This window comes from Moraxella bovis (assembly GCF_002014975.1).
GTDB lineage: Bacteria > Pseudomonadota > Gammaproteobacteria > Pseudomonadales > Moraxellaceae > Moraxella > Moraxella bovis.
In genome coordinates, this window is the sequence record NZ_MUXV01000044.1 from 1 (window position 1) to 20229 (window position 20229).

At 44.9% G+C, this 20229-nt stretch carries 19 protein-coding genes and 1 pseudogene; 8 read left to right on the forward strand and 12 right to left on the reverse strand.

Translation table 11 applies throughout. The features are described from left to right. Window positions 1-479 precede the first annotated feature (479 nt). The 4 genes from B0182_RS10450 to B0182_RS10465 all read left to right on the forward strand — a co-directional run bounded on the left by B0182_RS10450 (window position 480) and on the right by B0182_RS10465 (window position 6615). Window positions 480-2324, forward strand: a complete 1845-nt coding sequence (locus B0182_RS10450) for a transferrin-binding protein-like solute binding protein (RefSeq protein ID WP_158079695.1) — start codon at window positions 480-482, stop codon at window positions 2322-2324. 108 nt (window positions 2325-2432) lie between these two features. Continuing rightward, window positions 2433-5258 carry a lactoferrin/transferrin family TonB-dependent receptor gene (locus B0182_RS10455; RefSeq protein WP_078274888.1) on the forward strand — a complete coding sequence of 942 codons (2826 nt, stop codon included), beginning with the start codon at window positions 2433-2435 and terminating at the stop codon, window positions 5256-5258. A gap of 238 nt (window positions 5259-5496) precedes the next feature. Beyond that, window positions 5497-5946: a thioredoxin domain-containing protein gene (locus B0182_RS10460; RefSeq protein ID WP_078274889.1), complete on the forward strand. Its 450-nt coding sequence runs from the start codon at window positions 5497-5499 to the stop codon at window positions 5944-5946. A 105-nt stretch (window positions 5947-6051) separates the two neighbouring features. Beyond that, on the forward strand, window positions 6052-6615 hold the full coding sequence (locus B0182_RS10465; RefSeq protein WP_078274890.1) for a helix-turn-helix domain-containing protein: 564 nt from the start codon (window positions 6052-6054) through the stop codon (window positions 6613-6615). A gap of 4 nt (window positions 6616-6619) precedes the next feature. Here the strand turns inward: B0182_RS10465 and B0182_RS10470 are convergent, their stop codons facing one another. Genes B0182_RS10470 through B0182_RS10480 form a run of 3 tightly spaced genes read right to left on the reverse strand, consistent with a single transcriptional unit; the run spans window position 6620 to window position 7616 of the window. Continuing rightward, window positions 6620-6760, reverse strand: a complete 141-nt coding sequence (locus B0182_RS10470) for a hypothetical protein (RefSeq protein ID WP_208624056.1) — start codon at window positions 6758-6760, stop codon at window positions 6620-6622. Window positions 6761-6774: 14 nt separating this feature from the next. Beyond that, window positions 6775-7335, reverse strand: a complete 561-nt coding sequence (locus B0182_RS10475) for a hypothetical protein (RefSeq protein WP_078274891.1) — start codon at window positions 7333-7335, stop codon at window positions 6775-6777. Then, window positions 7332-7616, reverse strand: coding sequence for a GIY-YIG nuclease family protein (locus tag B0182_RS10480; RefSeq protein WP_078274892.1), 285 nt, complete (start codon window positions 7614-7616; stop codon window positions 7332-7334). The genes B0182_RS10475 and B0182_RS10480 overlap by 4 nt, the downstream gene beginning before the upstream one ends. Before the next feature lie 144 nt (window positions 7617-7760). On the opposite strand from B0182_RS10480, the gene B0182_RS14635 reads away from it, so the two are divergent. Then, entirely contained in the window at window positions 7761-7985 is a 225-nt protein-coding gene (locus B0182_RS14635) for an MBL fold metallo-hydrolase (RefSeq protein ID WP_208624057.1), read from the forward strand. A gap of 9 nt (window positions 7986-7994) precedes the next feature. Further along, on the forward strand, window positions 7995-8141 hold the full coding sequence (locus B0182_RS14640; protein WP_208624058.1) for an MBL fold metallo-hydrolase: 147 nt from the start codon (window positions 7995-7997) through the stop codon (window positions 8139-8141). Between the two features lie 62 nt (window positions 8142-8203). Here B0182_RS14640 and B0182_RS10490 read toward each other — a convergent pair whose 3' ends face one another. Further along, window positions 8204-9223 carry an IS110 family transposase gene (locus tag B0182_RS10490; protein WP_228157728.1) on the reverse strand — a complete coding sequence of 340 codons (1020 nt, stop codon included), beginning with the start codon at window positions 9221-9223 and terminating at the stop codon, window positions 8204-8206. A 505-nt stretch (window positions 9224-9728) separates the two neighbouring features. On the opposite strand from B0182_RS10490, the gene B0182_RS10495 reads away from it, so the two are divergent. Both B0182_RS10495 and B0182_RS10500 read left to right on the forward strand, forming a co-directional pair. After that, window positions 9729-10040, forward strand: a complete 312-nt coding sequence (locus tag B0182_RS10495) for a YqfO family protein (RefSeq protein WP_078274894.1) — start codon at window positions 9729-9731, stop codon at window positions 10038-10040. 133 nt (window positions 10041-10173) lie between these two features. After that, window positions 10174-11856 carry a peptide ABC transporter substrate-binding protein gene (locus B0182_RS10500; protein WP_078274895.1) on the forward strand — a complete coding sequence of 561 codons (1683 nt, stop codon included), beginning with the start codon at window positions 10174-10176 and terminating at the stop codon, window positions 11854-11856. 71 nt (window positions 11857-11927) lie between these two features. Here the strand turns inward: B0182_RS10500 and dapE are convergent, their stop codons facing one another. The 8 genes and pseudogenes from dapE to B0182_RS14950 form a co-directional block, all read right to left on the reverse strand. Then, a complete protein-coding gene (gene dapE, locus B0182_RS10505; protein WP_078274896.1) occupies window positions 11928-13106 on the reverse strand; it encodes a succinyl-diaminopimelate desuccinylase in 1179 nt (392 codons plus the stop codon). A gap of 36 nt (window positions 13107-13142) precedes the next feature. After that, window positions 13143-14012: a DMT family transporter gene (locus tag B0182_RS10510; RefSeq protein WP_078274897.1), complete on the reverse strand. Its 870-nt coding sequence runs from the start codon at window positions 14010-14012 to the stop codon at window positions 13143-13145. A 31-nt stretch (window positions 14013-14043) separates the two neighbouring features. Beyond that, window positions 14044-14649 carry a 2OG-Fe(II) oxygenase gene (locus B0182_RS10515; RefSeq protein WP_078274898.1) on the reverse strand — a complete coding sequence of 202 codons (606 nt, stop codon included), beginning with the start codon at window positions 14647-14649 and terminating at the stop codon, window positions 14044-14046. Between the two features lie 40 nt (window positions 14650-14689). Continuing rightward, window positions 14690-15427 (reverse strand): IS1096 element passenger TnpR family protein, encoded by a 738-nt coding sequence (locus B0182_RS10520; protein ID WP_078274899.1) that lies wholly within the window; start codon window positions 15425-15427, stop codon window positions 14690-14692. Between the two features lie 100 nt (window positions 15428-15527). Then, entirely contained in the window at window positions 15528-16088 is a 561-nt protein-coding gene (locus B0182_RS10525; protein WP_078274900.1) for a hypothetical protein, read from the reverse strand. 118 nt (window positions 16089-16206) lie between these two features. After that, on the reverse strand, window positions 16207-18642 hold the full coding sequence (gyrB, locus tag B0182_RS10530; protein WP_078274901.1) for a DNA topoisomerase (ATP-hydrolyzing) subunit B: 2436 nt from the start codon (window positions 18640-18642) through the stop codon (window positions 16207-16209). 549 nt (window positions 18643-19191) lie between these two features. Beyond that, window positions 19192-19842 (reverse strand): histidine phosphatase family protein, encoded by a 651-nt coding sequence (locus tag B0182_RS10540; RefSeq protein ID WP_078274903.1) that lies wholly within the window; start codon window positions 19840-19842, stop codon window positions 19192-19194. A gap of 219 nt (window positions 19843-20061) precedes the next feature. Continuing rightward, a pseudogene (locus B0182_RS14950) lies at window positions 20062-20229 on the reverse strand (IS30 family transposase); the annotation flags it as partial.

The window sequence follows — 20229 nt, forward strand, 5'->3', positions numbered from 1 at the left end:
GATGAGCTATTAGACGCTCATGCCAGCCGTGCCTTTTATGAACAGGCAGGGGCAGATGTCCTTGCCCAAGACAGGGGCGACCACCGCATCAGCGACTATGATGACCAAGTCGGGCAGGTGGTAGCTTGGGTGCAAGCCCTATCCTAATCAAACCCTGTTTGCAAAATCTCCTGATTGTATGGTTGGGGGATTTTGTATTTATACCAACCGAACCATATTTCTGATATAAAAACCGTTCACCCTAAGCTTGTCTAAGGGTGAGTTTCCGTTATGGTTCGACAAGCTCACCACGAACGGAAACCATAAAAATTTTGAAGTTCGGTTGGTATAATACACCCCTCAATCCTGCTCAAACTTTCCCAAACTTTTCACCACCTTGTTACAAATCTTGACATAAGCGTTAAAATTATTTACAATAACAATAATTTGCGAATAGCATTAATTTTTATTTAATATTGTAAATGAAAATGGTGATAATGATGAGAGTACATCTTAAAACAACACTTAGCGTTTTAGTAGGTGCGATTTTACTCAATGCCTGTGCCAGTGGCAAAGGTACATTTGAGCTTGGCAACGTCAACAGCCTAAACACGCAAGGCGCCAACCAACACGCTTCCCCCACCCCGCCCAACGCCCCTACTTATCAGGATGAGCAAAACACCAGACGCAAGCTCGACATCGACAATCAAGAGCCTGCATTGGGCTATGCGGTAGAGATTCCTCGCCGTGTATTTGACATGCGAAATCCCACCCCTGAGGAGCTGACTGTCAACATCACCGCTGACAAAGTCAAGCCCATCAATCATGGTTTGGACGCATTGCCGAATGCGTTTGGTGATGAACTGGAAAAAAATCCCAAATACGTCTTAGACAACGGTATTTATTATTCTCACGACAAAAGCTCCAAAGCCACCACCAGAGAGCTTGACTTTGTGCGGTCAGGCTATGTGATTGCCGAAAAGCGTATCGAGTTTGATAGAACGGGTGGTGCGTTTCGCCAAAACCCTGCAGGACAATACGGCTACGTGTTTTATCAAGGGGTCAGCCCAGCGACCGCTTTTCCTACTGTCACCGCCATCTATAACGGTACTTGGGATTTTGTGAGTAATGCCATCAGCACTCGCAAAGAGTTGCCAGAGGGTTTTACGGATGATTTAATGAGTTATGGAGTAAAAGGCAATACCGTTGGGGCAACCAGCCTAGATGCTGACATCAATCGTGGGCGTGATAATGACAAACCTGTGGGACTACACAGTGTGCTTGAAGTGAACTTTGCTAACAAAACCCTCACGGGCAAACTCACTCAAAACCACAACATCATCAACCAAAGTGCCAACCAAACCGTCAGCGAGCGTTATCGCCTTGATGGCAAATTAAAAGGCAACCGCTTTGTGGGAACTGCCACCGCCAACAACAAAGAACATGCTATTTTTGGCAAAGATGGGGCATTAGAAGGGGGGTTTTTTGGTAGCAATGCTGAGGAGCTGGCGGGTAAATTTTTGACACCAGATGGCTCACTATTTGGGGTATTTGCAGGCAAACGTGGTGTGGTTGATAAAGTACAAACTCAATTTGATGCCACCGCCATCGACAGCAAAACACTCACCAAAACCAACATGGATACCTTCGGACAAGCTAGCCATCTGGTGATTGATGGTAAACTTGTGTCGCTTTTACCAGAGGGTGTGTCTAGTTTTGCCGACATGAAATTCATCAACACCCATCAAATAGCACATGGCGATAAAAAACTATCCATCACCGTATGTTGCAATAACTTAGACTATGTAAAATTTGGCGGTTATGGCACGGTGGGTGGTACAGCAGATACGCCCGTATTAAGTGATGGCAAATTGTTTTTGGTGGGCGAAAGAACAGACACATCCGCCATTCCCACCTCAGGCACCGCTCACTATCGTGGCACGTGGGAAGGCTATATCGACAGTAAAGATGGTAGACGCTGGGCAAGCTCCGCAAGCAACCTCACCACAGGTACAAGAAGTCGCTTTGATGTGGATTTTGGTTCAAAAAGCCTGATTGGCAAACTCATCGCCGATAACGGCTTGGAGGATAATCCTGTGCTAACCCTCAATGGCACAATCACAGGCAATGGTTTTAGTGGTACCGCCAAAACGGGAGTAAATGGTTTTAATCTTGACCCAAACAGCACAGGTGCTAGTGCCATCGCCCACATCAATGCTGATTTTCATGGTGGTTTTTATGGAGTAAACGCCTCAGAGCTTGGTGGCGTCATTCATCATGACAAGGTAGGTGAGGACAAAATCGGGGTGGTCTTTGGTGGCAAACGCCAAACCAACACGCCTTAATCATCAACCTTTGTCGGTTTGTCTGATTTTATTTGCTTTTTAATTTATCAACCAAGAATGTTCTTTTGAGCATTCTTGATTTTTATCAAAACATCACAGGGACATCGCATGAGCCATTTAGTCAAAAACTCATTCACTCAACACAATAAACCCACTTTGTTATGTGTTGCCATCGGCATGGTGTTGTTTGGCATGCCGACCTTTGCCAACACCGCTGAGCCACAGGTAGAGCTTGAAGGCATGACAATCACCATCAAGCCCCAAGCCACCCGTAAAAGCAACGAAATTACAGGGCTGGGTAAAGTCGTTAAACGCCCCAATGACATCGATAAGGAGTTAGTGCTAGACATTCGTGATTTGACGCGCTACGACCCCGGTATCAGCGTGGTAGAACAAGGACGAGGAGCAACCTCAGGCTACGCCATGCGTGGCGTGGACAAAAACCGTGTTGCCATCATGGTGGATGGCTTAAACCAAGCCCAATCCTACCTCGCCCTAAAAACTGAGGCAAACGGTGGTGCTATCAACGAAATCGAATACGAAAACATCAAAAGCATTGAGCTTAGCAAAGGAGCAAGTTCGGCAGAGTACGGCTCTGGGGCGTTGGGTGGTGCAGTCGGTTTTGTCAGTAAGGACAGTAGCGACATCATCAAAGATGGAAAGCAGTGGGGCTTTGACAGCAAGACGGCATACAGTAGCAAAAACAACCAATGGATGCAGTCCTTGGCAGGGGCATTTAAGACAGGTAGTTTTGACAACCTACTCATCTACACCCACAAAGAAGGACAAGAAACTAAAGGCCACAAAGCCCTCGAGAGTTATCAGCACAGTTATCAGCCACTCACAGGATATTTTGACCGTTATGCACTCACAGGTCAGCCCGATGAGCGTGGCCATACCTACTATCTCATCAAAGATGACTGCCCCACCCTAGATTGTCCCGCTTTGCCACGAGCCAACATCAATCGTGAGCGGATTATCACACGTACCTCACCCGCCCTAACCGCTGACGAAAAAGCCCAAACACAAGCAATGGCATACCAAACCCACACCATTAGCACCAAAGATTATACAGGGGTTGACCGTATCCACGCCAACCCAATGGATTATAAAAGCCAGTCCATCTTTTATAAAGCAGGCTATGACCTAAGCGACCGTCATCGCATTGGGGCGGTGCTTGAACACACCAAACAGCGGTACAACATCCAGGACATGACCCTGCCTGCTTACTACACCAAAGACAGTATTGGCAAACAATCTCTCACCCAAGGCAGTATCAATGCCGAAACAGGGCTTGCGGTAGGTAACGCAGGCATTGCTGATGTGATGGGCAACCCTTTGAGTGGTCTGGTGTTTAATGGTGGCTTGAATGGTAACTGGGGAGCAAGATATAGCAATACCCGCTTTTTTGATGAATTACACAAAAAAGACCGAGTGGGCTTGTTTTATCAATATAAAAACCCCAATCGCAATGGTTGGATTGATAAAGCCAAAGTCAGCCTAGACCACCAATCGCTTGGTTTGGATAGCCAAATGCACCGCATGCGTTGCCAAGATTATCCCAACATGGGGCGTTGCCAAGCCAGTATCGATAAACCATGGTCGTGGTCAGGTACGGAAAACAACCATTATAAAGAGCGTTTGACGCTTGGACAGCTTAGCTTTGATAAAGTCATCAGCACCGCCAAAGCCCAGCACCGTCTTAATACACTCGTTGGATTTAGCAACGTCAAATCCATCCTCGAACGAGGGGCATTGGCATTTTCGTATGCCTCAGGAGGTTACAACCACGTTTATACACAAGGGCATAATGGTTCTTATGATAAACCACACATCTATGAGCGTGTGCCAGTAACCATGCAACACGGCACAGCGTGCGATGACAGCCGTACCGACAACAACAGTTGTCAACCACGCAACATCACAGGCAAACACGCCTTTATCGCCCTAAAAGACCATATTTATTTTGGCGATAAAGTTGATTTGGGCTTGGGTGTGCGTTATGACAATCATCGTTTTGACAGCAATGATGACTGGACGGCGGTGGATGATTATAAAAACTGGTCGTATAACGCAGGTCTGACCGTACGTCCGACTGACTATTTGGCGTTGTCTTATCGCTACTCAAACGGTTTTAGAGTACCAGCGTTTTATGAAATGTATGGCGTACGTACAGGGTCAAGCGGTGCATTATCTAATGACACTTTTGCCAATCGCACCGCCCCACGCCCCGAAAAATCCACCAACCACGAATTTGGGGTGGGCGTGCAAGGTCAGTTTGGCGTGCTGGAAGTCAGTTATTTTCAAAACCGTTATAAGGATTTGATTGCCAAAGCCGATGTCAAAGGCATCCATACGCACAGCGATTTTTATAACATCCAAGACATCACCCTAAATGGCGTGAACGTACTTGGCAAAATCGACTGGTATGGGGTTTATGACAAACTGCCAGACGGTCTGTATTCAAACATCGCTTATAACGAAGTCAAAGTCAAAGACCGCCACGTCTATGACGGCTTTACGCTAACCACCGACCCCATTTTAGATGCCATTCAGCCTGCTCGTGTGGTGGCAGGGATTGGTTATGATGCTCCCAGTGGCAAGTGGGGCTTTAACCACAGTTTGACCTATTCCAAAGCCAAAAATCCCGATGAGCTGACAGGTAGCACATATTATGGCAAAGACATTGCAGTGACAATAGACTCTAAAAGCCCCAAAAGCTGGTACACACATGATTTGACAGGGTACTTTATGCCCCACAAAAACATCACCGTACGAGCAGGGGTTTATAATCTCATGGATTATAAATACAGCACGTGGGAGAGCGTTCGTCAGTCATCCATCAATGCCGTCAACCAAGATACAGGCACAAGCCACGCTCGCTATGGGGCGACAGGTCGCAACTACAAGGTGGCGGTGGAGATGAAGTTTTGATTGGTAATGACCCAAAAAAGTGCCACAATCAAACATCGCACACCAAAAACCCAGCGTGACGTTGGGTTTTTGCCAATACTAGGAGTATGTTACGCACACTTTATATCTCAGCACCACTTCGCCTTACACTCGCATTTTGCTCATGATTGCTAAGCTTGAGCAAGTGGATTTGGCATTAAAATTTGTCCTACCTTAGGAAAATCTTGCCGAGCTGACCGCCGTCAATTCGTTCAGTCAAGTGCCAGCCCTCCTGCTTGATACGGGCGAAGTCATCACCGAGACACCGCTCATCATTCAAGCCATCGCCCCACAGGTCTATGCCAACACCACCACCGATTTGCCAAACATCGCCAAAGCCTTTGGGATTTTGACACAGGGCGTGCGTGCGTTTTCTACCGAAAGATTTACCCCAAAAGGACAAGAGTTGCACCCTTTTGTGGCACGATCCACCGAACTGTTACAGACCACTTTGCCAAACCTGCCTGCCTTGTCGGCTGACAGCACCGCTTGGGGAGACAGGGTGCTGATGTCGGCACTCATTTGGATTGGTGTACGATTGCCCCATGTGTTTGAGACGCTGAGCGACACCAACAAGCAAGCAGCTCATGACTTCCACCAAAGCCCACTCATGCAAAAACTCAATACTAATGTGCTTGAAAATCAGCCGAGTCGGGTGGGGGATTTGTAATTCCACTTGAATTCACAACCCAACCGCAACACCAAATAACATAAAGAAGCGTTCATCAATTTAATGTATTATTAAGTCACCACACAAAATAAAGCATTAAAGAGCATGAGCACTTCTTACAAACATCTTAGCATAGATGAGCGTGAAAAGATAATGGTTTTGTTATCTTTGGGTAAATCTATGGGTATAATTGCCAAACAATTAAACAGAGCCAAGTCCACCATTTGCCGTGAAATCAAGAGAAATGGCGGTGTTGACAATTATTCAGCAATCAAAGCAACTTGTCTTTACCAAACAAGAAGACAAGCCTGTCGCCCGAGCTTAAAGCTCACCAATCCGTATGTATTTAACTTGGTACAAGACAAGCTATTTAACCATCAATGGTCGCTTGAGCAAATACAGCATCGCTTAGCCCTTGAAGGTAGCCAAATAACGGTGAGTTATGCAATCATCTACTTTCCACCACCAAGACAGCCCTGGCAAAGAGGAAGCAATGAAAACACCAATGGGTTATTAACAGAATATTTCCCCAAAGGGTCTGATATTAACCAGTGGGACAATCAATACATACAAACAAAGGTCGCCAAACTCAATCTGCGACCTAGAAAATGTTTAAATTGGCGAACACCTTATGAGGTCTATTATCAAAAGGTGTTGCAGTTAGTTTGATGATTCAGGGGTAAAAAGTCGTGCGGTTAATCAAGGCTTTTTCAATGATTTCTTGGGCCCCAATTTTTTCAAATGGTTTTTCGTTCAACAACTCAATTAAGGCATTGGCAATCGCATTGTGGGTTTTAATGGTGCGTAAATCCATATTTTTAACTCATTTTATCTATTAATGTCATTAAGTAATTTAGCGACAGCATTATAATCATGAAAACGAGAATAAACACTCATTGCATTATTAGCTTTTAATCTAAAAAGTGCTTCATGCCAATATGCAATTAAAGCTCTTCGCACACCATATAAAGATAAAAATTCTGATGCAACTTTAAAATCTCCTTCAAAAATAGCACAGACAGACCGTTCCATTGCTGAAGTGTAAGGCGTTTCATAAAAACCTCCTTGATGACATCCCAAGAAGTTTTTAACATCATCATATTCTAAAATCAAATCATCTAGCAGTATCATATGCACACTTGGTTCATCTTTTTTGGGAAGTGTGCTGTATGCAACTTCATGGCGACCTATATTTAATGTAAAATATCGCCCCCGTCCTGTGGAAGGAAATAAGACAAGCGACCAAGCTCCTTGATAATCCAGCCAATGAATTAAGCCTGACCACTCAAATAAATCATTTAAAAATTCTCTAAAATTATTATCCTGAAACATTCTATCTACTTTTGGTTTTTTTATAATAAGCGTTTCATCAATTTGATTTAAACTCATAGATGCTGTTTGCCAAGCAATCTGAAACTATTTTTTTGATTGGGAATATCTTTATTTAAAAAACTTCTAAATTGATAGTGTAAATGGTATTCAACCAATCTCCAATCATTGACTTGTCTAAAATCTTGTAGATGCCATATACCATATTGTTTATACGGGAAAGAATTGTTAATTTCTTTAATGCGTTTCATTGGTGGATAATCTGTACCGCCAATTTTAATGCTTTCGCAATTTTTTGATGTCAAAATATAGACATAACCCGACTTGTCAGTAATTGTCATCAGCTAAAATCCTCAAAAATTAAAAATAAACATACATTTTTACTATTTTATAGGCTTATCCTGTTAAATACAAGGATTTTGATGTTTGTGTAGGGAACTCAAAATTTATAAAATACCCACATCAACCATTTGGAAATTGAAAAAATGATTAAAGTGCATTGCCTAACGATAGGTTGGGTACAAATCAAAATTCATCATCAACTGGCACGCTTTTTTGCCCGTCCTCTTCGTGTACTTGATGTGCTGACCAATATGAAATCGCCCAAACTGCCGATTGGGTGCTGGCTGATTGAACACGATGAGGGCTTGATTTTGGTGGATACGGGCGAGAGTAGCCGTGCCAATGACAAGGGCTATCAGCCGTGGTAGCACCCATTTATGCAGTTTTGCGAACGCCGTGGTGTTAAGCCTAGCGAAGAAGTGGGCGAAGTGTTAAAAGCAAAAGGCTTTGACCCCTTAAAAATAGACACGGTGGTAATAACCCATATGCACGGCGACCACGCAGGCGGATTACCCAATTTGTAGCAACTGTATCCCTAAAGAATACAGTACCGCCAACCCTCATTAACTTTGTTGGCTTGTGGATGTTACTTAACATTAAGATTAAGATGATAATCCGCTTGCCAAACACTGTCATTTCTAACAATGGCGTTAATGACGGTTAGGAGTTTACGCATACAAGCGTTGATGGCAACTTTAAAGGGTTTGCCTTTGCCTATCAAACGCTCATAAAACTGTTTAAATTTGGGTTCATATTGTCTTGCCACATTAGTGGCATTGTATAAGACATTACGAACCGATTGCCTACCCCCTTTGCAATGGCTCTTGTATTTAAGTGTACCACTTTCTTTGGGGTGTGGGGCAACGCCAACCAAGGAGGCGATTTCTTTATTGCTTAATGTGCCAAGTTTTAGTAACATTGACATCAAGGTAGCAACCGTAACACCACCAATCCCCTTGATGTCTTTGAACTTTTTTGTGGTGTCATCAAAATGTTTGCTTAGGGTGTCGATATCTTGTTCAAGGTCTTTGATTTCCTTATCAAGATAAGCAATGATGCGTTCTACACTTAACTTTTGGCTGTCTTGAATTTGCCAAATACGGTTCTTTTCTTGTACACGCATTGCCACAAGCTGATGACGGCGTACTACCAAAGCCTCTAAGCGTTCTTGTTCTTCGCTTGGCGGGACATAGAGCAAATGACTAAGTTTGTCCTCATCAAGACTTAAAAACTTAGCATCAAAGGCAAGCATTTTGGCATCCTGATTGTCTGTCTTGGCATTAGAACAAGATTTAGCAAACTGGCTGGTTTTATTAGGATTGGCAATCACCACATTAAAGCCTGATTGATGCAGGGCTTTGGCAAGGGGGATTTCTAATCCACCTGTACTTTCAAGCACCACCAAAGCTAGGTTTGTGCCTGCATAAGTGTTAAGATAAGCCATCGCTTGTTTGATGTCGCCTCCAGTGTTTGAAAAGGTTTTGGTTTTATCCTTACAAGAAAGTGACACCACAAAGACCTTTTTGCCCACATCAATGCCACAGTAAATGGGGTCATTGGGCTTGTTTACCACATTGGTTTTGGTTTGTTTAGCATTATTCATCATTAACCTGCCTTGTATTCGGTTTAGAGTCTATCAACTGTACGGTTTTGATTGATGAAAGGTTATCCACTCTTAAAGCTACGACACGAACTTGTCTTGGTGGTTGCCCTTATGGTTCTAAGGTGCGTACAAGATGTGGATAACGGGTTTTTGCTTATTATACCTTAAAAGGGGGTATACAAGGTGTGTATGACGCACCTTTAAATAGAAAATCTTATTGGTGCGTCATACGCACCTACTGTAATTGGTGTCTTTTGATGTTAAATGACAACATAACAAAAACACACTCCATTATCAATTATTATTTATTCTCATTTACTTGGATAAGTTCGCTCTCTTATTTGCCGTAAGACATCAGCTACACCCCAATTTTGCTTGATGGCTTGACTGCCACAAAAGGCACAAGTGATTTGCCCTAATACACTCTTTTGTGATAGAGTACTTAAGTATCATGCCAAAAACATCATCCATGCTTTAGCATCACCAACAACCCATTTTAGGACAAACCATGCACAAATTCATCGCCTATATCCCCGAATCCGACCTAGAAAACGTCAAAACCGCCCTATTTAATGCAGGGGCAGGGCAATTTGACGGATACAGTCATTGTTCTTGGCAAGTGCTTGGCGTGGGACAATTTAAACCTTTAAAAGGGGCAAACCCTGCCATCGGTCAGATTGACAAAATAGAACACGTTCCTGAGTGGCGGGTTGAGACCATCGTCCCTGATCACAGGCTCATGGATGTGGTGCGTGCTTACAAGTCCGCTCACCCTTATGAAGTGCCTGCTTACGATGTCTATCAGATGGCGGCGATTTAGTGGGGCTTGCCAAGCGTGCCGACTTATGCCAAAATAGAACAACCATAGACAATATTGGCATTTGGGAAAGTCAAAAAAACACCGATAATGGTGAGTATTATGGTTTATTGTCGCTATGAAATATGGAGTTTTTATGACAACTCAATCTTTATTTTTTAAAAAGTTTTCCAAAAAATCCCTAGCCCTTGCCCTGCCTGTGTGCTTACCGCTGTTTTTTGGGGCGTGCAGTCAGCCTCAAAACCAAGCTCAAACAGGCGACACCGCCGACAAGACAAGCGAGACCAAGACAGACACGACAAAATCCGACCGTGATACGCTGGTTATCAATAACGGTGCCGAAGTCGGTTCGCTTGACCCGCACAAAACAGGGGGCGTGCCTGAGTCTGGGCTTGCCCGTCAGCAGTTTGTGGGGCTAGTGAGTACAGATGCTGATGGCAATCTTGAGCCTGCCATTGCCGAAAGCTGGGAGAGTGCCGACAACAAGGTGTGGACGTTCAAGTTGCGTGATGCCAAATGGTCAAATGGCGAGCCGATTACCGCTCATGACTTTGTGTTTAGTTTTCAGCGTATGGTTGACCCAAAGACGGCTGCCAACTTTGCCAACTATGTGGCGGATGCTAAGTTTTTGAATGCAAACGACATCATCGAAGGCAAAAAAAGCCCCACCGAGCTTGGCGTGAAAGCCATTGATGATAAGACCGTTGAGATTACCCTATCCGAGCCTGTGGCGTTTTTGCCTGACATGCTCACCTACACCGCCATGCGACCTGTTCCCAAAAATGTGGTAGAGAAATTGGGCGATAACTGGTCAAAAATCGAAAACATCGTGGTAAACGGTCCATACATCATCAAAGAGCGTGTCATGGGCGAAAAAATCGTCCTTGCCAAAAACCCCCATTATTATGATGCCGACAAAGTCGCTATCCCAAACCTTGTGCTACTGCCGATTGATTCTGGACAGACGGACTACACTCGTTATCAGGCAGGAGAGATTGATGTGACTTATACCGACATTCCAAGCGACATTCTTGCTAAAGCTGACAAAAATGAAGTCAAAACATCGCCATCGTTTTGCTCATATTATTATGAAATGAACGTCAATAAACCGCCCTTTGATGACGTGCGTGTTCGCCGCGCGATGACCTTGACTTTAGATAGAGAGCTGATTGCCGAAAAAGTGGCGGCTCGTGGCGAGACCCCTGCCTATCAGATGACCCCAAAAGTTACCGCCAACAACCCCAACTACACCCCAGATTGGCAAAAACTTGACAAAACCGCTCGCATTGCCGAAGCCAAAAAACTGCTGGCAGAAGCAGGCTACAACGAGCAAAACCCGTTGAAGTTTGAGCTACTCTACAACACCAGCGAAAACCACAAAAAAGTGGCGGTAGCGGCTCAGTCCTTATGGCAAGAAGCCCTTGGTGACACCATCAAGATTGAGCTACACAACCAAGAGTGGAAATCCTACCTTGCCACTCGCCGTAACCACGAACACCAAATGGCTCGTGCGGCATGGTGTGGCGACTACAACGACCCTGCTACGTTCCTAAACGTCATGAAAACCAAAGGCTCGGGCAACTATGGGGCGTATTCTAGTGCCGAATATGACAACCTACTAAAAACCGCCTACACCGCCAACAGCCCCGAAGAGCGCGCCAAGGTGTATCATGAGCTTGAAGCGATTTTGGACAAAGATGTGCCAAATGTGTGGGTGTATTATCAAGTGAACGTGCGTGCGGTAAAGCCATATGTCAAAGGCTACTCAACCAAAGACGCTCTTGGCAACTGGCAAGCCCGCCATTGGTCATTTGAGTGATGTGGGTTTTTAAATTGGGAAAATTAGTACAACAAAAAGGGCGAATCACTCGCCCTTTTTATATGGGTTTCTTACGCAATCAGCCTTTCCAAAACTTTCCCATAAATTTGCGTTAATTTCTCCAAATCATCGACCGCCACTTTTTCATCTATCTGATGAATGGTGTCATTTAATACGCCAAGCTCTACCACTTGGGCATTCATAATCGGAGCGATAAACCGCCCGTCCGATGTTCCCCCCGAGGTGGACAGCTTGCTGTCCGTGCCTGTAACGTCCTTGATGGCGGACACCACGGCATCCACAAACTCGCCTTTTGGGGTCAAAAACGGCTCGCCTGATAAATTCCACTCAATCGTATAATTTGCTTTTGAACTCCCAAAATGCTTATCCAAAATGGCGTGAGTTTTTGCCTGTAAGCTCTCGGCGGTGTTCTCGGTGCAAAAGCGAAAGTTAAACAGCACCTCCACGCTATTGGGTATGACGTTGGTCGCCCCTGTACCGCCGTTTATGTTGGAGATTTGCATACTGGTGGCAGGAAAATAGTCGTTGCCCGTGTCCCACTCACACGACACAAGCTCGGCAAGGGCGGGGGCAAGCTCGTGCATGGGATTGACCGCCAGATGTGGATAGGCGATGTGTCCTTGTTTGCCCGTTACGGTCAGGCGTGCGTTTAGTGAGCCACGTCTGCCGTTTTTGATGACATCGCCAAGTGTTGCCGTGCTAGACGGCTCGCCCACCAGACAAAAATCCATACGCTCACCCCGTTTGGCAAGCTCCAATACCACCTTGTGCGTGCCGTTAATCGCCACGCCTTCTTCGTCTGCGGTGATAAGTAGCGAAATATCGCCCTTGTGGTCGGGGCAGGTCTTCACAAACTCATCGCACGCCACACAAAAGCAGGCAATGGCGGTTTTCATGTCAGATGCCCCACGCCCCCACAGATAGCCGTCAGCCACAGTCGCCGAAAAAGGCGAATACGTCCATAGGCTCTCATCGCCCACAGGCACAACGTCCGTATGCCCTGCAAAGCATAGGTGGGGGGCGGTGGGGTCGCTTCCTTTTTTCTTGGCGTATAGGTTTTTAATTTGGGCGTTTCTGCCGTTGTCATTTGGGTCGCCAAAATACAAAAATTCACAGTCAAAGCCCAATTTGCCCAAAAACTCTGCCAAGATATTTTGGCAGTCAAAATCATGGGGGGTAATGGACGGCTCTTTTAAAAGGGCGGTAGAAAGGGATAGGGTGGGTGTCATGAGGGTTTCTTAAAATTAACAAATGAAAATATGAATTTAGGAGTGGTTTTTCCTTTCTTTTAAAATCGGAATCACTGTAGAAAGCATTGCTGAGCCAATCACCAGCATGCTCCCCAAGGCGGTCATTGAACTCATTCGCTCGCCCAAAAATAAAAAAGCAAATAATACCCCAAATACAGGTTCTAAACTAATGAGCATGCCACTAATGTGGGCGGGCGTTTTATTAAGTCCAATATTCCAAAGTTTATAGGCAAACCAACTACACCCCAGCCCCAGATAAATAATAGAAAATAAACCAAGCCAATTAAAATTCACTTGCCAATCTTTGATTAAAAATAATGATAAAGGCAAGCATAAAATCATTCCTTGTACCAATATTGCCGAAGTATAGACTTTATTATCTAGTTGTTTCATAATGTCTTTAGCAACATACAAACTTAATGCAAATCCAGTCCCTGCTAAAAATACCAATATAAGTCCAAACAAATTGACCGCTCCGTCATTTTGCGAACCCAATACCAATAAGCCAATGCCGATAAAAGCGATCAAACTTAACAGCCAATCATAAATCGCTACTTTTTGTTTAAATAATAAAAATCCCAATAATAATACCAATATTGGCTCTGTCCCAATCACAACTACCGCACTGCTTGCCGAAGTGTAAAACAATCCCATAAACTGCATAAAAATACCAATAGGAAACATCAAAAAAGACACGCCCCACAGTTTTGTGCGAATGCGTTTTTCTATCAAAGGATATGTTTTGATAAAAAAAGGTAAGACAATCAAACTTGCGATGATAAATCGAAGTTCAATCGCCATTGCAGGGTCAAACATGGAATAGGCATATTTGCCTGCGGTAAATGAACTTGACCAAATTAATAAAGCGATGATTATATAAATCATGGTAAAATCTTTTCAAATAATTACAAAGTGATTATATCAACCTCTCATCACACCGAAGCCAAGTGGCAATCGAAAACCGCCTACGATGAGTGATTTCCACTTGGTGTAACAAATTACTATCAAACACCACAAGGCGGTTAAGTTGTGGTAAAAGCCCGGTAGTCTCGCCCGTTTTATCCACCACCGTTATCGCACCGCCATTGTCCGCCGTCCAGTTATCATTTAAATAAAACACCGCAGAGATGACCCGCTCGTCTCGCCCTTTGGGGTTATCCGAGTGCCATTTGTAGCCAAAGCCTGACGGATAGCAAGCATAGTGGGCTTCTGATGAGCGAATGCCTGTGTACAGCGTGGCGTTAAAATACCGCCCAAGCTCGTCAATCGCCCCAAGGTACGCCGACCCCACAGGGCAGGACTCATCAATCCAGCGAATGCTGTCGCCACGAATGGCACTCTCTCGCTCGCCGTGGGTCAGATGAGCTTGCCTGTAATCTATAAATCCGCTCTCAGCTTGTAAGGCAGTCAAGTCGGTGGCATGAAAGACATCATCAAGCACCATGGTGCCTGTGGCGATAAAGTCGTCAAGTTTGGGGTCTATCAGGGTGTGCCAGTCGATGGCAAACGGTGTGGTTGTCATGGTGTATTCCTATGTGAAATACCAAATATCAAAACCAAAATCAAATCCCAAGCATCTCCATCGCCCGCACAAGCTCGCTCTCGCCCTTGGCGGTCAGTTGTACTCTGTGCGTGAGACTCACACAAGGCTTGATAAGCTCTCTTTTTAGCATCTCATCGGCAATGCCTGCTTCCACCAAATCACCAAAGCGGGTGGGATTGGTCGGGTCGCCCACGATAAGCATCATGGCGGACAACAAGGACAGCTCAAAATCCAGCTCGGGGCTGATGTTATTTGGGTCAAAGGGTGTATCTGCAAACTCGTCAGACTCATCGGCATATTGGGGTGGCATCTCGCCCACGGCTTTGATGACGGTAAAGCGGTAGCTGTCAGCGTCATCGCTTTGGGTGATTTTTTCAATGCGAATGCGATGCAGCCAATCATCACCAAAATCAAACCAATAATAAATGTATTCTTTTTCGGCTAAATTTAGCTCATCTAGCATGGTTGATGTGGGGTAGATTTTGTTTTCGCTGACAAATAAGTCATCATCCAACTGCCAACTGCCGTTCAGTAGAACGTGTTCATGGCAATCATTAAACAGCTTATTAAAACTGTCCATTTTGCCCCGAGCGATAAAAAACTGCCAAAGATGTTCATCATGGCGTTCAAACAGGCGAAATATCTCTTGGTGTAATTCATCAAAACGGATATTGCCCGACACTTCGACAATGCGGTGCAACTCGTTAATGGGATAATGCGGTTCTACTAAGGATATTTTTAGGCGGTAGGTGTTCATGGGGGCTTCCTTTGATGTTGTGGATTTAAGATGATTTTAAAATTTAGGCGTGTCGGGGCGAATCACATTGCCCAAAGGCACGCCCGCCCCATAGTACCATTTATTTTTTGTTGAGTGATTTTGGTTTTTTGTCCTGCTCGCTTGTGCGGTGTTTTAGCCAGTCCAACGCATCTTTTTGCCAATCAAATCCTGCCTGTGCTAAGGCGTTAAGCCCAATGAGTACCGCCATGTTTAGTCGCATAAATCCTTTGTCTACAAACCAATCTGGGGCAAATTCGTAGGCGTTATACAAAAAGTCAATTCTTTGGGGGTATTTATCACAAAGTTTGTCTATCTTTTGGTAGGCTTTGTCTTCGGTTTTGGTGTTGTGGCTGTTGAATAGCTCTTCTAAGGCGTTATCCATGTCAATGTCTGCTTGGGGCATGTCCATGCTAATATCGTCCAAAAAATCCTTGTCGGTCAGCATTTTTTCCATGAATAATTCAAAGGCTTTTTCTTCGGACTTGATGTCTTCTTTGTCCAATAACGCAAGCACCTCAGGCAATTCGTTTTGAAATCTTGCCATGGTTTGGGGTTTTGGCTCATGATTGTTGGCAGAATCATGATAATGAAACAGCCAATCACCGCCATCATTAGAAACATATGTAGAGTAAACTCTCATAACAACTCCTGTTTTTTTAATCTGATTTTACAAAAGGGCGAATGTGATTCGCCCCTACGGTTTTTGAAAATAACAACTGTTAAAAAACATCAAAACAAGCAAATTTTAATAATCTTTATCACGTATCAATATCCGCATTCAACGCATTTTCTTCAATAAACACCCGTCTTGGCTCAACCTCATCGCCCATTAAGCAGTTAAACAGGCGGTCAGCTTCAATGGCATCTTCTATTGTGATTTTGAGCATATTGCGGTTTTCGGGGTCCATGGTCGTCTCCCAAAGCTGGTCGGCATTCATCTCGCCCAAACCCTTATAACGCTGAATGGCAAGTCCACGGCGAGCCTCCGCCATAAACTGCTCCCACAAATGGTCAAAATCTTTGACCGCAAAATCTTTATCACCCCGTCTGATAAAGCTCTCATCGGTCAGTAGCGTGTTCCAAGTACCTGATAATTTTAATAATTTGGCATATTCGCCCGAATTGACAAATAAGGGGTCAAGCGTATAATGCTGGGGCAGTTTATGCACAAAAATTGTGATCTTTGGCAAAAATGTTTGGGTAGTTTCATTGTCCGCACCGCCCACAGCCTCTAGGCTCACCTGTGGCAAAAGCTCGCTTGCTTTGTCATTTAGCACGTTTAGCAATTTGTCCGCCCATGCCTGCAACGCCACTTTGTCTTTTAGCATCTCATTTTCTAGCTTTGGCACAAAGGTTAGGGCGTCAATCAGGCTCTCTGGATATTTTTGGCTTAGGCGGTTTTTGGTGTTTTGAGCAAGGCTATAATCATTTAATAGACTCTCCAACGCCTCGCCACGAATGGCGGGGGTATCTTTGCTCAAAAACAGTTGATTGTCGTCAATCGTGGACGAGAGTAGATAAGATTTTAGAGCGTCATTGTCTTTTAGATACAGCTCCTGCTTACCCTTTTTGACCTTATAAAGTGGGGGCTGGGCGATGTAGATATGCCCACGCTCGATAAGCTCTGGCGTTTGACGGAAAAAAAACGTGAGCAGTAGCGTGCGAATGTGCGAGCCGTCCACGTCAGCGTCCGTCATGATGATGATTTTGTGATAGCGAAGTTTGTCGGGGTTGTACTCATCCTTGCCAATGCCTGTGCCGAGTGCCGTGATGAGCGTGCCAACTTCAGCAGATGACAGCATTTTATCAAAACGGGCTCGCTCCACGTTTAGGATTTTACCCTTTAATGGCAAAATGGCTTGAGTTTTTCGGCTACGTCCTTGCTTGGCAGACCCGCCTGCACTGTCCCCTTCCACAAGGTACAGCTCGGATAAGGCAGGGTCTTTTTCTTGGCAGTCCGCCAATTTACCCGGTAGTCCTGCGATGTCTAGCGTGGTCTTACGGCGGGTCATTTCACGGGCTTTGCGGGCAGCTTCTCTTGCTCGGGCAGCGTCTAGGATTTTACCTGCGATTGATTTGGCAGACGCTGGATTTTCTAATAAAAATTCGGACAGCTTTTCGTGCATGACCGTTTCAACGGCGGATTTGACTTCGCTGGATACGAGCTTGTCTTTGGTCTGTGAGCTAAATTTGGGGTCTGGCACTTTGACCGACACAATCGCCACAAGCCCCTCACGAGCGTCATCGCCCGTTACCGCCACTTTTTCTTTTTTGCCGATGTTTTCGCTGTCCATATAGGCGTTTAGACAACGAGTCAGAGCCGAGCGAAAGCCTGATAAGTGCGTGCCACCGTCTCGTTGGGGAATGTTGTTGGTAAAGCAAAGCACCTTTTCGTTATAACTGTCCGACCACTGCAAGGCGACTTCCACGCCAATGCCGTCGGTACTTTGGGCAGTAAAATGAAAAATGTCGTTTAGGGTTTGTTTGCCGTCATTGATGTAGCCGACAAATTCGCCAAGTCCGCCTTTATGCTCAAAAATATGTTGTGTGCCGTCTCGCTCATCGGTTAAGACGATACGCACGCCTGAGTTTAAAAAGGAGAGTTCACGCAAGCGTTTGGCAAGAATGTCATAATCAAAAATCGTCCCCGTAAAAATCTCATCGCTTGGATAAAAGCGAACTTCGGTGCCTTTTTTGTCAGTTTTGTCAAGGCGTTTTAGGGGAAAATCAGGCACACCATCCGTGTAGTCTTGGGTGTGGGCATAGCCGTCTCGCCAGATGGTAAGCGTAAGTTTCTTAGACAACGCATTGACCACCGACACGCCCACGCCATGCAGACCGCCTGAGACTTTGTAGTTGTTGTCGTCAAATTTACCGCCAGCGTGTAGCACCGTCATGATGACCTCGGCTGCCGACACGCCCTCCTCGGGATGAATGTCCACAGGAATGCCTCGTCCGTTGTCCGACACCGACACCGACTCATCGGCATGAATGGTAACCAGCACTTCATCGCAATGCCCAGCGAGTGCCTCGTCAATGGCGTTATCCACCACCTCAAACACCATGTGATGTAGCCCTGAGCCGTCATCGGTGTCGCCAATGTACATACCAGGGCGGACTCGCACCGCTTCTAGTCCACGCAAAACTCGCACACTACTGGCATTGTAGTTGTTGGTAGGAAGTTGCTCGCTCATAAAAATCCTTTGGCATACGCCTAATTCTTTGAAAAATGTGGGTTATTATAGCATTTTTTGCCCAAAAAAGCACAGCTAAAAGGTTTGGCTTGGCGATGATGTTTCACGTGAAACGCTATTTATATATGTAAAGCTAACAAAATTGAATTTTACTACGAAAAACTTTTGCCACAAGCTTGCCTGCGGGTCAGTTTCCGTTATGGTTCGACTTAGCTCACCACGAACGAAAAACCGTAGCACTTTTTCATTTTGTAGAGTGTATCATCAGTCCATTTATCAAGACAAGCCATGGTGATAACCCCAAGACAACCCAACCAAATAACTTTTAGCCAAAAAACAGCAAAACCGCAAATAAACATTTGCGGTTTTGCTGTATAGGAGATGTTACTCCGTGTGTCCATAACTTCTATCCATAATATCAGCGTTCATCCGTGTTGGTATGTCCGTGTACCCTCTCCTTGCTGATGAGTGTATTATGCCAAAACGGCAACCATAAGAAAATACGCAAAAATCGCAAAGTTTTGTCAGTATTTTCTTACAAATTCAACATCAATCATCACCCCTAACTCTCACCTTGCTTATTGTGCTGTGTCCGTCATCGCTTATCATCAGATAAACTTCACAGTTTTTGGGGCGGACGGCAAGCTCAAATTCTCTAAATTTTATCATATTAAACAGGCGTGGACACTCGCCCCCATGATAGCCAAGCATCAATTGCCACATGAGCATACCTAGCCACATACCATGCGTAAAGACTACATAAGTGCCGTCTGGCAAGGCATCAAACGCATCACGCACCGCCTTGACACGCTCTGCAAGGTTCGCAAAATTATCGGTTGTGGGGCTGTCGGTGTGGGTTTTGTCATTATTTGCCCAGTAGTCGTCCGCCATTTTGACGATTTGGGGCAATGTCAAATCCTTGATATGCTCATAATCTAGGTAATTAAACTCTCTTAAATCATCAATCTGTATAGGGGTCATGCCCGTCCTATCCAAATAAGGCTGTGCCGTCTGGTGTGTGCGGATATAGGACGACACAAAAACCTTATCAGGCGTGGGGATATGCGTGATGAGCCAGTCCGCCACGTCTGTCGCTTGGTTTTGCCCGAGCTTGGTAATGGCAATCTTATGGTTTGGACGAATGGCGTGTCCTGCGTTGGATTCGGATTGGGCGTGGCGGATTAGGTAGAATTTTTTCATGGCGGTTTGGGTTTGGACTTATGCTTGATTTTGGGACTGGCAGTATGATGATTGTAGCGTGATTATCTGAAAAATGCAATGAATGGGCGTGGGTTTGGGCGGTGTGGTATGCACCCTACAAGGCTAGCATACCTTTACAAACTCGTGGTAAACATCGAGTTTGTTGGGTGTAATTTTTTAAAATTAAGTGGTCGGATAGTCATTTTTCATCTTGAATTATCAAACCAACTGCAACACTTCATCAAAATAAACCTCATAAGGTGTTTTCCAGTTTAAACACTTTTTGGGTCTATGATTGGGTTCATTTACTTTACTGATAATATCGCTTTCATGCCACTTGCTTAAATCTTGATGCTTAGGGAAATATTCTCTAAGCAGTCCATTGGT

Coding starts and splice junctions, on each gene's coding strand:
- B0182_RS10490 (WP_228157728.1), bottom strand. CDS start 9,223: ATGATGAATAATGCTAAACAAACCAAAACCAATGTGGTAAACAAGCCC.
- B0182_RS10525 (WP_078274900.1), bottom strand. CDS start 16,088: ATGAGAGTTTACTCTACATATGTTTCTAATGATGGCGGTGATTGGCTG.
- B0182_RS10470 (WP_208624056.1), bottom strand. CDS start 6,760: ATGGATTTACGCACCATTAAAACCCACAATGCGATTGCCAATGCCTTA.
- B0182_RS10540 (WP_078274903.1), bottom strand. CDS start 19,842: ATGAAAAAATTCTACCTAATCCGCCACGCCCAATCCGAATCCAACGCA.
- B0182_RS10480 (WP_078274892.1), bottom strand. CDS start 7,616: ATGACAATTACTGACAAGTCGGGTTATGTCTATATTTTGACATCAAAA.
- B0182_RS10500 (WP_078274895.1), top strand. CDS start 10,174: ATGACAACTCAATCTTTATTTTTTAAAAAGTTTTCCAAAAAATCCCTA.
- gyrB (WP_078274901.1), bottom strand. CDS start 18,642: ATGAGCGAGCAACTTCCTACCAACAACTACAATGCCAGTAGTGTGCGA.
- dapE (WP_078274896.1), bottom strand. CDS start 13,106: ATGACACCCACCCTATCCCTTTCTACCGCCCTTTTAAAAGAGCCGTCC.
- B0182_RS10450 (WP_158079695.1), top strand. CDS start 480: ATGAGAGTACATCTTAAAACAACACTTAGCGTTTTAGTAGGTGCGATT.
- B0182_RS10510 (WP_078274897.1), bottom strand. CDS start 14,012: ATGATTTATATAATCATCGCTTTATTAATTTGGTCAAGTTCATTTACC.
- B0182_RS10465 (WP_078274890.1), top strand. CDS start 6,052: ATGAGCACTTCTTACAAACATCTTAGCATAGATGAGCGTGAAAAGATA.
- B0182_RS10455 (WP_078274888.1), top strand. CDS start 2,433: ATGAGCCATTTAGTCAAAAACTCATTCACTCAACACAATAAACCCACT.
- B0182_RS14640 (WP_208624058.1), top strand. CDS start 7,995: ATGCAGTTTTGCGAACGCCGTGGTGTTAAGCCTAGCGAAGAAGTGGGC.
- B0182_RS10475 (WP_078274891.1), bottom strand. CDS start 7,335: ATGAGTTTAAATCAAATTGATGAAACGCTTATTATAAAAAAACCAAAA.
- B0182_RS14635 (WP_208624057.1), top strand. CDS start 7,761: ATGATTAAAGTGCATTGCCTAACGATAGGTTGGGTACAAATCAAAATT.
- B0182_RS10520 (WP_078274899.1), bottom strand. CDS start 15,427: ATGAACACCTACCGCCTAAAAATATCCTTAGTAGAACCGCATTATCCC.
- B0182_RS10495 (WP_078274894.1), top strand. CDS start 9,729: ATGCACAAATTCATCGCCTATATCCCCGAATCCGACCTAGAAAACGTC.
- B0182_RS10515 (WP_078274898.1), bottom strand. CDS start 14,649: ATGACAACCACACCGTTTGCCATCGACTGGCACACCCTGATAGACCCC.